The sequence below is a fragment of the Actinosynnema sp. NPDC053489 genome (genome assembly GCF_044544865.1).
Classification (GTDB): Bacteria; Actinomycetota; Actinomycetes; order Mycobacteriales; family Pseudonocardiaceae; genus Actinosynnema.
Genome location: NZ_JBITXT010000007.1, coordinates 1 through 14,071 on the forward strand (window position 1 = coordinate 1; position 14,071 = coordinate 14,071).

Below are 14,071 nucleotides of genomic sequence, written 5' to 3' on the forward strand. Positions count from 1 at the left end.
ACTCCCGCACCACCACGAGGCCATGGTCCGCTGGTCCATGATCCGCATCACCAGCCGCCGACTCACTCAACAGTAGTAGCTCGGAAACAGCTACTCAGAGATGAATTCGCTCAGGGGTGGATGCCGGGCCCGTGGTCGGGGTCGTCGACCGGGGCGATCGGGGTCGGGCTGAGCGACGACTCGTCCTCGCCCTCCTCCAGCAGCGTCGCCGCCGGGCCCACCACGCGCGGGTCGGGCTCGCCGACCACCTCGACGTCCTTGTCGGCGTAGTCCACGCGCGCCAGCACGCTGCGCATGGCCTCGATCCGGGCCCGCTTCTTGTCGTTGCTCTTCACCACGGTCCACGGCGCGGCCTCGGTGTCGGTGGCGCGGAACATCGCCACCTTCGCCTCGGTGTAGGCGTCCCACTTGTCGAGCGACTTCACGTCGTTCGGGCTGAGCTTCCACTGCCGCACGGGGTCGACCTGCCGGATCAGGAACCGCGTCCGCTGCTCCGCCCGCGACACCGAGAACCACAGCTTGACCAGCAGGATGCCGTCGTCCACGAGCATCCGCTCGAACGTCGGGGCCTGCCGCGTGAAGCGCTCGTACTGCTCGTCGGTGCAGTAGCCCATGACCCGCTCGACGCCGGCGCGGTTGTACCAGGACCGGTCGAACAGCACGAGCTCACCCGCCGTCGGCAGGTGGTTGACGTAGCGCTGGAAGTACCACTCGCCCTGCTCGCGCTCGGTGGGCTTGCCCAGCGCCACCACCCGCGCCCCGCGCGGGTTGAGGTGTTCGGTGAACCGCTTGATGGTGCCGCCCTTGCCCGCCGCGTCACGGCCCTCGAACACGATGACCATCCGGCCGCCGGTGTCCTTGATCCAGTACTGGAGCTTCAGCAGCTCGATCTGCAGCAGCCGCTTGGACAGCTCGTACTCGTCGCGCGAGAGCCGCGTGGGGTACGGGTAGTTCTCCCGCCACGTGTCGATCTCGGTGCCGTCGGGGTGGCGCAGCACGGGGTCGTCCCCGTCCTCGTAGTCGACCACGAGGTCGTCCACGCGCAGTCCGGGGAACAGTTCGGCGAGCTCGGGCAGGCTGTTCACGGTCGGGGCTTACCCCGACCGCAAACGGGCAAAACCGACATCAGACCTCGCGGTCCTGGTCGATCGCGGCGGCCTCGACCACCTCGTCGAACGACTCGTAGCGGCGGTCCGGCACCGAGTGCAGCGCGTGGACGGTGTCCTCGTCGGCGTTGTTGCGCGACGCGTGGTCGACCAACTGCCCCTTGTCCGCCGGGTACGCGACGTCGCCCAGCGCGGTCCGCAACCTGTCCACCGTCGTCGTGTCGCTCATCGCTCTCCTCCGCGCTCGTAGCCGTGCCCCCCGATTACCCGGCACGGGAGGGACGACACGTGACCGACCGCACGGACGACGTACCGTGGGTCGGGTGAACACCGCAGCGGCGACCGTCACGTTGGGCAACCACTTCGCGCGGGACCTCCCGGAACTGGCCCTGCCGTGGCGGGCCGAACCGGCACCCGAGCCGCGCCTGCTCGTGCTCAACGAGCGGCTGGCCGTCGAACTCGGCCTCGACCCCGACTGGCTGCGCGGCCCCGAGGGCGTGCGGTTGCTCGTCGGCGAGCAGGTCCCCGCCGGCGCGACACCCGTCGCGCAGGCGTACGCGGGCCACCAGTTCGGCAACTACTCGCCGCGCCTCGGCGACGGCCGCGCCCTGCTGCTCGGCGAGCTGGACCACCCCGGCGGTCCGCGCGACCTGCACCTGAAGGGTTCCGGCCGCACCCCGTTCGCCCGCGGCGGCGACGGCCTCGCGGCGGTGGGCCCGATGCTGCGCGAGCACGTCGTCAGCGAGGCGATGCACGCGCTGGGCATCCCCACGACCCGGTCGCTGGCGGTCGTGGCGACCGGTCGGCCGGTGCGGCGCGAGACCGTGCTGCCGGGCGCGGTGCTGGCCCGGGTGGCGAGCAGCCACCTGCGCGTGGGCAGCTTCCAGTACGCGCGGGCGACCGGGGACGTCGACCTGCTGCGCCGCCTGGCCGACCATGCCATCGCCCGGCACCACCCCGGCGCGCGGGGCGACTACCTCGCGCTGTTCGAGGCGGTCGTGGCGGCCCAGGCCGAGCTGGTCGCGCGGTGGATGCTCGTGGGCTTCATCCACGGCGTGATGAACACCGACAACATGACGATCTCCGGTGAGACGATCGACTACGGGCCGTGCGCGTTCCTGGAGGCGTTCGACCCGGCCACCGTCTACAGCTCGATCGACCACGGCGGCCGCTACGCCTACGGCAACCAGCCGCGGGTGGCCGAGTGGAACCTGGCCCGGCTCGCCGAGGCCCTGCTGCCGCTGCTCGCCGCGGACGAGGAGGAGGCGATCGGGCGGGCCGTCGAGGCGCTGGGCGCGTTCCGCGGGCGGTACAACGAGGTGTGGACGGCCGGGATGCGGGCCAAGCTCGGCCTGCCCGCCGACGCCGAGGTCTCCCCGCTGGTGGACGACCTGCTCTCGCTGCTGCACGCCAACCACGTCGACCACACGTCGTTCCACCGGCGCCTGTGCGCGGCGGCGGACGGCGACACCGAGCCCGCCCGCGAGCTGTTCCTGGACCTGGCGGGCATCGACGCCTGGCTGGCCCGCTGGCGCGCCCTGCGCCCGGACGCGGCCGCGATGCGCCGCGTCAACCCCCTCTACATCCCCCGCAACCACCTGGTGGAGCAGGCGCTGACCGCCGCGACCGGCGGCGACCTCGCCCCGCTGCACGACCTGCTCTCCGCCGTCACGTCCCCCTACGACGAGCGCCCCGGGCTGGAGCACTACGCCACCCCGGCCCCGCGGGACTTCGCCGCGACCTACCAGACGTTCTGCGGCACCTGATCCCCCGTGCGGCCGGGTGCGGCCGCCGCCCCGACGGCGGCCGCACCACCCGGCCTCCTACCTCACCCGACAGCGGCACCGGTCCCCGAGAACCACCGGCGCGCGCCCGGCCCGTCGCCCGATCGACGAACCGGCGCACCTGCCGTCGGCGGTGGGTGCCGACCCCTCCGACCTCCGCCCCCGCGGCGGTCGCGAGCCGCACCCGTGCCCGTCCCGGTCCACCGCCCGAATCGGCGGACCGGCGGGCTCCGTCGTCAACGACGGACGTTCGTGCCGACCAGCGCGAGGGCGGCGGCGGCGATCCGGTCGCCGCCGCGGCCGTCACCGAACGGCGACGGGACGTCGGCCAGGCGGGCGCGCAGGTCGTGGTCGGACAAGCGGTCCAGCGCCAGGGAGGTCAGGTCGTCCTCCGGCCCGACGAGGGTGCCGAACCCGGCCAGCGCCTCCGGCCGCTCCGTCGTCCGGCCCACGGCCAGCACCGGCCGCTTCAACACGGTGGCCTCCGCCTGCACGGTCCCCGAGTCGGTGACGACCACCCCGGCGTGCCGGGCGAGCGCGAGGAACTCGGAGTGCCACAGCCGGTCCGCCAGGCGCAGGTCCACCCCGGCGGCCAGGACGCCCGTCCGGAGCACCGCCGCCTTCGTGCGCGGGTCCACCGGCAGCACGACGGGGTGCCCCGCGTCGACCACGCCGGCGAGCTGGTTGACCAGCGAGAACAGTGCTTCCTCGTCGTCGACGTGCGCGGCCCGGCCGATCGTGGCCACCACGTAGTCGTCCTCCTCCAGGCCCCACGCCCGGAGCACGGCGAGCCGCTCGGCCCGCCCCCGGAGCCGGTGCCGCACCGCCTCGACCGTGGTGTCGCCGGTGAGCCGCACGTCCCGGTCCCCGAGGCCCTCGGCCCGCAGGGTGTCGACCGCGAGCGGCGTGGGCGCGCACAGCACGTCGGCCATCCGGTCGAGCAGCACGCGGTTGTGCTCCTCCGTCCGGCCGAGGTCGTGGTCGCGCACCCCGGCGTCCACGCGCACCAGCGGCAGGCCCCGCGACCGGGCGGCCAGCGCGCCGGCGAGCGCCACGTCGCTGTCCCCCGACACGAGCACGGCGTCCGGCCGGTCGGTGGTGAAGTCGTGCTGGAGGCGCTCCAGCGCGACCGCGATCGCGCAGCTGCGAATCGTGTCCGGGAACCCGGGCAGCGGCGCGTCCGGCAGCGGGGAGCGCCCCGGGCGGACCAACCGCGCCGCACCGCCGAGCGCGCCCAGCACCGGCGCGAGGCGGAAGACCTCGGGCCGCGTTCCGAGCACCACCGCGACGGAACCGGTGCGCGGTTGGGCCGCCGCAGGCGGTGCGGCACGTCGATCGGTGTGCTCCAGGACTGCGGTCATGGCTGCCTCCGTGAACCGGTGGGGTTGTCGACACCCAGCACACCCCGGGTGCCGGTGCCGCCGCGTGGACCGCCGATGACGGCTCGCGCCGCCGTGTGGACCCGGGTTGACGGTCGAGTCGCCGAGCGGCGGACGTGCTGCTTGCATGGTGTGAGTGATGCAACGCTGGCAGCACCTGTTCCGCTCGCGGCGACCCCGTGACGCCATGGCGGCGCTGGTGATCACCGGCCCGGCGGCGGTGGGCCTGCTGACCGGGCTGCACCGCACGGCCCCCACGCCGACGCCGGCCGCGTTCGCCGCGATCTCGGCGCTGTGCGCGCTCGTGGTGGGCCTGTGGCGGCGGGAGCACGACCTGCTGGCCCTGGTGGTCGCCTGCGCCACGTTCCTGCTGACCGACCTGCCGTACGCGATCTACGTGATGACGTTCTCGCTGACCAGGCGGCGGCGGTGGCCCCCGGCGGTGCTCTCGGTGGCCGTGGTGCTGCTGTGGCCGACGCACCACGTGCTGTTCGAGCCGACGGTCCGGAGCAGCCTGCCCGCGAACGGGCTCAACGGGCTGGTCTACTGGGCGCTCGCGGCGGTCGCGCCGTTCGTCATGGGCATGGCGAAGAACAGCCTCGAAGAGGCCTCCGTCGAGCGCGAGCGGCAGGCCGCGCTGGCGACCGAGCGCCAGCAGCGCCTGCGGGAGAGCACGCTGCGGGAGCGCAGCCTGACCGAGCGGGCCGGGCTGGCGTCGATGATGCACGACGGCGTCGGCCACCAGGTCAGCGTGATGGTGGCGACGGCGGGCGCGATCAGCGTGGACCCGGCCGCCACCGAGTCGATCCGGCGGCGGTGCGAGCAGATCGCGGACGTCGGCAGGCAGGCCATCGCGCAGCTCGGCGAGGTGCTCGACGTGCTCTCCGCGCCGGCGGGGGCCGACGGCGCGGTGGCGCGGTTCACCGTCGACGACATCGCGGACCTGGTGCGGGACTACCGGTCGCTCGGCGTCGAGGTCACCTGCTCGGTGGACGGCGGCGCGGGCGCGTGCGGCGCGACGACCGGCGACCTGTGCTACCGCGTGGTGCGGGAGTCGCTGACCAACGTGTTGCGGCACGCGGACGTGCCGCGCGCCGACATCCTCCTGGCGCGCGCCGACGACCGGGTGCTGCTGACCGTGACCAGTCCCCTCCCGCCCCGGGACCGGCCTTCCCTGCCGGGCACCGGGCGCGGCCTGCGGTTGCTCGCCGACGAGGCGGCCCTGGCGGGCGGCAGCCTCACCGCCGCCCCGTCGGGTGACGCGGGGGTGTTCGTGCTGCGTGCCGACCTGCCGTGCGGTCGCGGTGCCGGTGGTGCCGTGGGACGATCGGCGACATGATCAGGGTGCTCGTCGTGGACGACCAGCCCCTGATCCGCGCCGGGACGAGGGCGATGCTGGAGTCCGCCGAGGACATCGAGGTGGTCGGCGAGGCCGCGGACGGCGCCGAGGCGGTCTCGGTGTGCCGCGAGCAGCGGCCCGACGTCGTGCTGATGGACCTGAGGATGCCCCGGGTGGACGGGGTCACGGCCACCGCGCAGCTGAAGAAGGACCCGGCCGCGCCGCTGGTGCTGGCGCTGACCACGTTCAACGACGACCAGCTGATGATCGAGGCGCTGACCGCGGGCGCGGACGGCTTCCTGCTCAAGCAGCTCACGCCGCAGGACCTGATCAGCGCGGTCCGGGCGGTGAACGGCGGCGCGTCGGTGCTGAACACCGAGCTGAGCAGGCGCATCCTGCGCCGCCTGTCGGGCCGCTCCGCCGCGCCGACCTCGTTCCCGGGGGCGGCCGAGCGGATCGACCAGCTCAGCGAGCGGGAGCGGGAGGTGCTCGGGCAGGTGGGGCTGGGCCTGAACAACGCCGAGATCGCCGAGCGCCTGTACATGAGCGTGTCGACGGTCAAGACGTACGTCTCGCGGACGTTGACGAAGCTGCACCTGGACAACCGCGTGCAGGCGGCGCTGCTGGCCAGCCAGCTGCACCTGACCCCGGGCGACGACCCGACCGCGGGGTGAACGGCGGCCGCGGCCCGGCGCCCCCGGCCGGGTGTCACCGGATCGGCGGCGCCGCCCGGGTCACCGCTTCGGCACGAAGGCGTAGACGCTCGCCGGCGAGCCGGAACCCCGGCGGTTGATCGTGCCGCCCACCAGGACGTGCGCCCCGGTGGGCGGCAGCTCGGCCAGGTTCGCCAGGACCTCCAGGCTGATCCGGTGCTCGCGGTAGAGCAGCTTGGAGACCCGGTACTCCTCGTCCAGCGCCGACTCCGGGCTGAACGTGTCCGTGCCCAGCGCCCCGCGCCGCCCCAGGCGGCCGGTGTCGACCAGCCACTGCACCGCCGCCAGCGAGAACCCCGGCTGGTGCATCCGGCCCTCGGCGTCGTAGTTGAAGAACGCCGGGGTGCCCCAGCGCTCCTCCCACCCGGTCCACAGCACGACCGCGGCCTCGTTCGGGATGCGGCCGTGCCGCTTCTCCCACTGCCGCAGGTCCGCCACGCTCACCTCGTAGTCGGCGTCCCGCGCGGCCCGGTCGCGGACGTCGACCTTCACCGCGGGCAGGAACAGGTCCTCGGCGTCGAGTTCGTCGGCGTGCGGCTGGTCGGCGTTGAAGTGCGCGGGCGCGCCCCAGTGCGTGCCGGTGTGCTCGCCCTGCTGCGCGTACTGGAGGTAGAAGCCGTCCTCCGGCACGGTCGTCACGGTGGTCAGGGTGAACGCCGGGTCGCCCGGGTAGACGTTGGTCCGGTCCGGGTCGTTGACGTGCGCCAGGTTCACCAGCCGGTAGTCGGCCAGGCCCGGCCGACCCGAGGCGCTCGCCGACCCACCGCCCGCGACCGCGCCACCCGCGACCGCACCGCCCACCGCCGTCGCCACACCCGCGAGCATCGACCGTCTGCGCACCGCCGACCACTCCTCCACCTAGCTGTCACCCGATCCGGGCAACCGTACCGGCTGGGTGATCACATGACGACGACCTGTCGGACGGCTTCCCCGGAGGCCAACCGGGCGAAACCGGTGTTGATCTCCTCCAGCGGCAGGCTCCCGGACAGCAGTTCCGAGACCGGCAGCCGACCGGCCCGGTACAGCTCGACGAACCGGGGCACGTCCCGCCGCGGCACGCACGAGCCGAGGTAGCTGCCCTTGAGCGTGCGCTCCTCGGCGACCAGGCTCAACGCGGGCAGCGTGATCGTGCGGTCGGGGTGCGGCAGGCCGACCGTGACCGTGGTGCCGCCGGCGGCGGTGGCCAGGTACGCCTGCTCCAGCACGGCCGCGACGCCGGTGGTGTCGATGACCTTGTCCGCGCCACCGCCGGTCAGGTCGCGCACGTGCGCCACCGCGTCGGGGCCGCCGGGCACGTCGTCGGTCGCGCCGAGCCGGCGGGCCAGCTCCCGCTTGTGCCCCACCACGTCCACCGCGATGACGCGGGACGCGCCGGCCGCCCGCGCGGCGAGCAGCGCGGCCAGGCCCACGCCGCCGAGGCCGAACACCGCGACCCGGTCGCCGGGCGCGACCGCCGCGCTGTAGAACGCCGCTCCCGCGCCCGTGAGCACCGCGCAGCCGAACAGGGCCGCGACCTCGAACGGCAGGTCGGCGGGCACGAGCGTGGCCGACTTCTCCGACACCACGGCGTACTCGGCGAACCCGGACACGCCGAGGTGGTGGTGCGGCCGCGTGCCGTCGGGCAGGCGCAACCGCCGCCCGCCGCCGAGCAGCGTGCCCTCGCGGTTGGCCGCCGCGCCCGGTTCGCACAGCGCCTGCCGCCCGGACACGCACCGGCGGCACGAGCCGCAGGCGGGCACGAACGACAGCGCAACCCGGTCGCCCGGGGCGAAGTCCGACGCGCCCGGCCCGGTCTCGACCACCTCGCCCGCGGCCTCGTGGCCGAGCAGCATCGGCAGCGGCCGCACGCGGGAGCCGTCGATCACCGACAGGTCCGAGTGGCACAACCCGGTGGCGCCCACCCTGACCAGCACCTCACCCGGACCCGGCGGGTCCAGCTCCAGGTCGAGCACCTCCAGCGGCCCGCCGACCTCCGTCAGCACCGCACCCCTGGTCCTCACGCGACCACCAGCCCTTCCATCGCGGCGCGCAGCCCGGCCGGGATCGCCACCGGCTTCCGGGTCCCGCGGTCGGTGAACACGTGCACGAAGTGCCCCTCGGCCACCACGTCGTCCCGGCCCTCGGGGTAGAAGCCGATCTCGTAGCGGACGCTGGAGCGGCCGAGCCGGCCGATCCGCAGCCCCGCGTCGACGGCCTCGGGGAACGCGATGGACGCGCGGTAGTTGCAGTGGGACTCCACGCACAGCCCGATGGCCTGCCCGCGGTGGATGTCCAACCCGCCTTCCCCGATCAACCACGTGTTGATCACGGTGTCCATGAAGGCGTAGTGCACGACGTTGTTCACGTGCCCGTACACGTCGTTGTCGTGCCACCGGGTCGGTATCCGCTGCCAGTGCCGGTAGTCCTGTCGCACCGAACCTCCTGAATCAGTCGAGCATCCGGGTCAGCTCGACCCGGGACCGCACCTCGAGCCTGGCGAAGATGTTGCGCAGGTGGTGCTCGACGGTGCGGTGGCTCAGGAACAGCCGCGCGGCGACCTCGCGGTTGGTCGCGCCCTCGGCGACCAGGCGGGCGATCTGCGCCTGCTGCGGGGTCAGGCGCGCGACCGGGTCCGCCTGCGGGCGGCCGGACCCGCGGTGCGCGGCGCGGTCGGCGGTCCGGTCGGGCGGGGCGGGCGCGACGGCCTCGCCCGCCGCGCGCAGCTCGGCGCGGGCGCGGGCGACCCAGCGGTCGGCCTCGTAGCGCTGGAAGATCTTCATCGCGTCGCGCAGCAGGTCCCGCGCGGCCCGGGGCTTGCGGTCGCGCCGCAGCCGGTGGCCGTAGAACAGCTCGGTCTTGGCCAGTTCCATCGCCGTGCCGCTGGCCCGGTGCAGCCGGATCGCCTCGCGGAAGTGCTCCTCGGCGCGCTGGCCCTCGGTGAGCAGGCCGCGGCAGCGGTGCGAGAGCGCCAACCGCGCCGCGCTGCCCGTGGTGCCCGCCCACTTCTCGTAGCGCCGCAGCGCCCGGTCCGCGGTGGCGGGCCTGCCGCACCCGACGGCGGCCTCGACGACGTGCGGCGCGGCCATCACCTTGATGCCGGTGTGCACGCCGCCCGACCCGGCGGCCATCAGCCGCAGCCGGTCCAGCGCGTCGGCCGGGCGGTCCAGCGCGAGGTCCACGCAGGCGAACGCCCACGCGCCGAACGTGCCGGAGCGGCCGAGCCCCCGTTCGGCGATCTGCTCGGCGGCGGCGTCGATGCGGTGCACCGCCGTGTCGGTGTCGCCGCGCAGCGCGGCGACCAGGGCGAGGATCGTGAGGTGGTCGACCACGGCGTTGTGCTGGCCGATGGCGGTGGCCGCGTGCACGCCCTCGAACGCGGCCGACAGCGCCACCGAGTGCTGGTCCAGCAGCAGCGCCGACAGCGCCCGGTAGACCAGCGCCCACGGCACCAGGGCGGTGAGGCCGTGCTCGTGGGCCGCGGTGACGGCGCTGGTGGCCAGCTCGTGCGCCCGGGACGCGTCGCCGAGGGTGTAGGCGGCCTGGCCGCCCCAGATCTTCGCCTGCGGGTGCGGCACCCGTTCGGCCAGCTCGATCACCGAGCGCAGGACGGGCAGGGCCTGCTCGTGCCGCCCGGCGAACGTGGCGGCCATGCCCGCGAGGTGGTCCAGGGTGATCCGGGTCCCGTCCGGCTCGTCGGGTCGGCGCAGGCGCGCGGCGAACGCGGCGGTCTCGGCGTAGCGGGCGTGGTCACCCGCGATGCTGGCCGCCTCGCCGGCGAAGCCGAGCGCGGTGATGGCCAGCGCGCGGTGCGTGCCGACCAGCTCGCCGGCCGCGTGCAGCAGCCGGCGCACCGCCACGTCGGGCAGGCCGTTGCCGAGGTCGATGCCGCCGCGCAGCAGCTCGGCGCGGGCCCGCAGCTCGTCGCTGTCGGTCAGCCGGGCGGCGGTGCGCAGCGCGACGCGGGCCCGGCGGGGCGCGCCGCAGGCCCAGTGGTCGGTGGCCGCGGCGATCAGGTGGCGGGCCCTGGCGTCCGGGTCGGCGGTCAGCGCGGCGGCGCGGTCGTGGTCGCGGGCGGCGGCCGGGTAGTCGCCGCAGCGGCGGGACCGGCTCGCGGACCCGGCGAGGCGTTCGCCGAACGCGTCCCGCGCGCCGGGCACGCGCGCGGCCTCGTGCCAGGTGCGGCGCGGGCCGGGGGGCAGGTGCTCGGCCAGCGCGGCGTGCGCGGCGTAGCGCAGGGCCAGCGGCAGCTCGGCCCGCAGCGTGGAGCGGACCAGCGGGCCGCCGTCGAGCAGCAGCGCGCCCGCCTCCTCCACCGCGGTCAGGTCGAGGTCGGGCATCCGGGCCAGGTCGTCGGCGTCGACCTCGTCGTCCACGACGCTCAGCGCCACCGCGTACCGGGCCGGTGGGGACAGGGCGCGGAAGCGGGCGCCGAACCGGGCCCGCAGGGAGCTGTCCTCGGGCAGCGCGTCGGGCGCGGGCGCGGTGCCGCCGAGCTGCTCGGAGGTCAGCGCGCGGGCCAGCTCGGTGAGCGCGAGCGGGTTGCCCCTGGCCAGGTCGGCGACGTCGTCGGCGAGCCCCGGCGCGAGACCGGGGCGCAGGTCGCGCAGCACGCGCAGGCTGTCGGCGTGGTCCAGCGGGTCGAGCCGCACCCACGGCAGGCCGAGCGGCTCGCCCTCGGTGGCGACCAGCACCGCCACCGGCTCCTCGGCGGCGTTCGCGGCCAGCTCCACCAGCCAGTCGACGTCCTCGAGCAGGTGGGCGTCGTCCACGCACAGCAGCACGTGGTCGCCCTGGCCGGCGGCCCGGCGTGCGGCGGCGAGCATCGCGGTCTTGCCCGACCCCGGACCGCCGCGCAGCACCAGTGCCCCGCCGCGCCCGGCCCGGGCACGGGCGAGCAACGCGTCGACGGCGACGCGCTGCCGGTCACGTCCGCGCAGCATGCGGCCAGTCTGGCTGGTGGTCCACGGCGAGCGGAAGATGTCGGGCCGAAATTATCTACCAGTGTTAGTTTTGCCCGGGACCGGTGGTTCCACCGATGCGGAGCGCTCACCCGGTGGCGCAGGGTCATCGCTGTCCGTAATTCCCTGCCAAGCGAGGTGTACACCGACGTGCAACTCCGCAAACTGATCCCCGCACTCGTCCCCGCCCTCGTCCTGTCGTTGGTCGGCGTCGCGCCCGCCAACGCGGCCGAGACCGAGTACCGGAGGGGTCCGGCGCCGAGCAACTCCAGCATCGAAGCCCTTCGCGGCCCGTTCGCCACCGCGACCACCTCGGTGTCCTCGTTGGTGTCCGGCTTCGGCGGCGGCACGATCTACTACCCGACCAGCACCGCCGAGGGCACGTTCGGCGCGGTCGTCATCTCGCCCGGGTACACCGGCACGCAGTCCAGCATCTCGTGGCTGGGCCCGCGCCTGGCGTCGCAGGGCTTCGTGGTGTTCACCATCGACACGATCACGATCTACGACCAGCCCGACAGCCGGGCGAGCCAGCTGCTCGCCGCGCTGGACTACCTGACGCAGAGCAGCTCGGTGCGCAGCCGCATCGACGCCTCCCGGCTCGGCGTCATGGGCCACTCGATGGGCGGTGGCGGCACCCTGCGCGCCGCCGAGCAGCGGCCCTCGCTGCAGGCGGCCATCCCGCTGACCGCGTGGCACACCGACAAGAGCTGGGGCAGCGTCCGCGTGCCGACCCTGGTCGTCGGCGCCGAGGACGACACGATCGCCCCCGTGGCGACGCACTCCGAGCCGTTCTACACCTCGCTGCCGTCCACCCTGGACAAGGCGTACCTGGAGCTGAACGGCGCGAGCCACTTCGCGCCCAACTCGTCGAACACGACGATCGCGAAGTACAGCATCGCGTGGCTCAAGCGGTTCATCGACAACGACACCCGCTACGAGCAGTTCCTGTGCCCCGCCCCGGGTCGCAGCACGCTGATCGAGGAGTACCGGGACACCTGCCCGCACGGTGCCTGACCCACGCCAGTCCACGTTCACAGCGCGGTGCCGACCCCAGGTCGGCACCGCGTTTTCGTGCACGCCTCCGAATGAACTTCTGCCCGCACTTCGGCGAGACACCCACGCAGAGTTGGATCATGCCCTCCGCAACGGCACGTACCGGTGAATTCGAGTACGGCAGAAGAGCTATGAATTTCCCCTCGCCACGAATGGCGAGGATTCATCACACAAGATCACCCGTTAATTACTTGCCACGTGGACAACATCCACTGTGAGTGCACTTACCAGGTCAAACTCCCCCTCAGGGGTGTCGCCACATCGGCCGATTCCCGTTGCATATGCGCGCTCACTACCGTCGTTCCGGACCAATGAGCGAACCCGATTGGCGGTGTGTGAGCGGTGACGGTGACCGATCCGGACTTGGAGACCGAGCACTCGCGGCTGAGCCTCGGCACGGCGGCGGCGCGGAACCTGGCGACCACGACCAAGTCCGTCCCCCAGATGCAGGGCATCACCTCGCGGTGGCTGCTGAAGATCCTGCCCTGGGTGGAGGCGAAGGGCGGTGCCTTCCGCGTCAACCGCAGGCTCAGCTACGCCATCGGCGACGGCCGGTTGACCTTCACCAACATCGGCGCGGACGTGCGCGTCGTCCCGCAGGAGCTGACCGAGCTGGCGCTGCTGCGCGGTTTCGAGGACGTCGACGCGCTCAGCGCGCTCGCGGACCGGTTCGAGCAGCGCGAGTTCGAGCCCGGCGCGGTGATCGTCGAGGAAGGCCGCCCGCAGGACGCGCTGTACCTCATCGCGCACGGCAAGGTGAACCGGATCGGCCAGGGCGAGTACGGCGCGCAGACCGTCCTCGGCACGCTCGCCGACGGCGAGCACTTCGGCGGCGACGTGCTGGCCGGGCCGCAGGGCGAGTGGGAGTTCACCGTCAAGGCGGTCACGCCGGTGATCACCCTGGTGCTGCCGTGGGACGTCTTCGAGCAGCTCAACGGCGACGCGGGCGGCCTGCGCGCGCACATCCAGCGGATGTACGCGTCCGGCGGCGGCAAGTCCAACGCCTACGGCGAGGCCGAGATCGACATCGCCTCCGGCCACGAGGGCGAGCCGGACCTGCCCGGCACGTTCGTCGACTACGAGATCGCGCCGCGCGAGCTGGAGCTGAGCGTCGCGCAGACCGTGCTGCGGGTGCACAGCCGCGTGGCCGACCTCTACAACCACCCGATGGACCAGGTCGAGCAGCAGTTGCGGCTGACCATCGAGGCGCTGCGCGAGCGCCAGGAGCACGAGATGGTCAACAACCGCGACTTCGGCCTGCTCAGCAGCGCCGACCTCAAGCAGCGCATCCACACCCGCACCGGCCCGCCCACCCCGGACGACATGGACGACCTGCTGGCCACGGTGTGGAAGGAGCCCACGGCGTTCCTGGCGCACCCGCGGGTGATCGCGGCGTTCGGCCGCGAGTGCAGCAAGCGCGGGATCTACCCCTCGACCATCGACCTCAACGGCCACCACGTGCCGGCGTGGCGCGGCGTGCCCGTGCTGCCGTGCAACAAGATCCCGATCACCAAGACCCGGACCAGCTCGGTCATGCTGCTGCGCGCCGGCGAGCAGAACCAGGGCGTCATCGGCCTGCACCAGACCGGCCTGCCCGACGAGTACCAGCCCGGCCTCAACGTGCGGTTCATGGGCATCAACGAGAAGGCGATCATCTCCTACCTCGTCAGCGCCTACTACTCCACCGCGATCCTCGTGCCGGACGCGATCGGCGTGCTCGAGCACGTGGAGCTCGGCCGCGAGGACTGACCAGTCCCCCT

The 14,071-nt window shown here is 73.8% G+C and carries 12 protein-coding genes; 5 read left to right on the forward strand and 7 right to left on the reverse strand.

Annotated elements, in window-relative coordinates:
- Positions 1–110: 110 nt before the first annotated feature.
- On the reverse strand, positions 111–1,085 hold the full coding sequence (gene ppk2 / locus ACIGNX_RS17330; protein WP_396541082.1) for a polyphosphate kinase 2: 975 nt from the start codon (positions 1,083–1,085) through the stop codon (positions 111–113).
- A gap of 40 nt (positions 1,086–1,125) precedes the next feature.
- On the reverse strand, positions 1,126–1,335 hold the full coding sequence (locus ACIGNX_RS17335) for a DUF2795 domain-containing protein (RefSeq protein WP_396541084.1): 210 nt from the start codon (positions 1,333–1,335) through the stop codon (positions 1,126–1,128).
- A 94-nt stretch (positions 1,336–1,429) separates the two neighbouring features.
- Between ACIGNX_RS17335 and ACIGNX_RS17340 the strand changes: the two genes are divergently transcribed.
- A complete protein-coding gene (locus ACIGNX_RS17340) occupies positions 1,430–2,872 on the forward strand; it encodes a YdiU family protein (RefSeq protein WP_396541086.1) in 1,443 nt (480 codons plus the stop codon).
- Positions 2,873–3,126: 254 nt separating this feature from the next.
- On the opposite strand, the gene ACIGNX_RS17345 is transcribed toward ACIGNX_RS17340, so the two are convergent.
- Positions 3,127–4,251: a UDP-N-acetyl glucosamine 2-epimerase gene (locus ACIGNX_RS17345; protein WP_396541088.1), complete on the reverse strand. Its 1,125-nt coding sequence runs from the start codon at positions 4,249–4,251 to the stop codon at positions 3,127–3,129.
- Between the two features lie 157 nt (positions 4,252–4,408).
- Between ACIGNX_RS17345 and ACIGNX_RS17350 the strand changes: the two genes are divergently transcribed.
- Together ACIGNX_RS17350 and ACIGNX_RS17355 are read left to right on the forward strand one after the other, a co-directional pair.
- Complete coding sequence (locus ACIGNX_RS17350; protein ID WP_396541090.1) at positions 4,409–5,608, forward strand: sensor histidine kinase; 1,200 nt, start codon at positions 4,409–4,411, stop codon at positions 5,606–5,608.
- Entirely contained in the window at positions 5,605–6,282 is a 678-nt protein-coding gene (locus tag ACIGNX_RS17355; protein WP_396541092.1) for a response regulator, read from the forward strand. Before ACIGNX_RS17350 ends, ACIGNX_RS17355 begins: the two co-directional genes overlap by 4 nt.
- Positions 6,283–6,342: 60 nt before the next feature.
- On the opposite strand, the gene ACIGNX_RS17360 is transcribed toward ACIGNX_RS17355, so the two are convergent.
- The 4 genes from ACIGNX_RS17360 to ACIGNX_RS17375 are packed head-to-tail and all read right to left on the reverse strand — an operon-like array spanning position 6,343 to position 11,240.
- Positions 6,343–7,161, reverse strand: a complete 819-nt coding sequence (locus ACIGNX_RS17360) for a cyclase family protein (protein WP_396541094.1) — start codon at positions 7,159–7,161, stop codon at positions 6,343–6,345.
- A 59-nt stretch (positions 7,162–7,220) separates the two neighbouring features.
- Positions 7,221–8,321, reverse strand: coding sequence for a zinc-binding dehydrogenase (locus ACIGNX_RS17365; RefSeq protein WP_396541096.1), 1,101 nt, complete (start codon positions 8,319–8,321; stop codon positions 7,221–7,223).
- Positions 8,318–8,734, reverse strand: a complete 417-nt coding sequence (locus ACIGNX_RS17370; protein ID WP_396541098.1) for an acyl-CoA thioesterase — start codon at positions 8,732–8,734, stop codon at positions 8,318–8,320. Before ACIGNX_RS17370 ends, ACIGNX_RS17365 begins: the two co-directional genes overlap by 4 nt.
- A gap of 13 nt (positions 8,735–8,747) precedes the next feature.
- On the reverse strand, positions 8,748–11,240 hold the full coding sequence (locus ACIGNX_RS17375; protein ID WP_396541100.1) for a LuxR C-terminal-related transcriptional regulator: 2,493 nt from the start codon (positions 11,238–11,240) through the stop codon (positions 8,748–8,750).
- Between the two features lie 168 nt (positions 11,241–11,408).
- On the opposite strand from ACIGNX_RS17375, the gene ACIGNX_RS17380 reads away from it, so the two are divergent.
- Both ACIGNX_RS17380 and ACIGNX_RS17385 read left to right on the forward strand, forming a co-directional pair.
- Complete coding sequence (locus tag ACIGNX_RS17380; protein WP_396541102.1) at positions 11,409–12,272, forward strand: alpha/beta hydrolase family protein; 864 nt, start codon at positions 11,409–11,411, stop codon at positions 12,270–12,272.
- Positions 12,273–12,653: 381 nt separating this feature from the next.
- Positions 12,654–14,060, forward strand: coding sequence for a family 2B encapsulin nanocompartment shell protein (locus ACIGNX_RS17385; RefSeq protein ID WP_396541104.1), 1,407 nt, complete (start codon positions 12,654–12,656; stop codon positions 14,058–14,060).
- Positions 14,061–14,071: the final 11 nt, after the last annotated feature.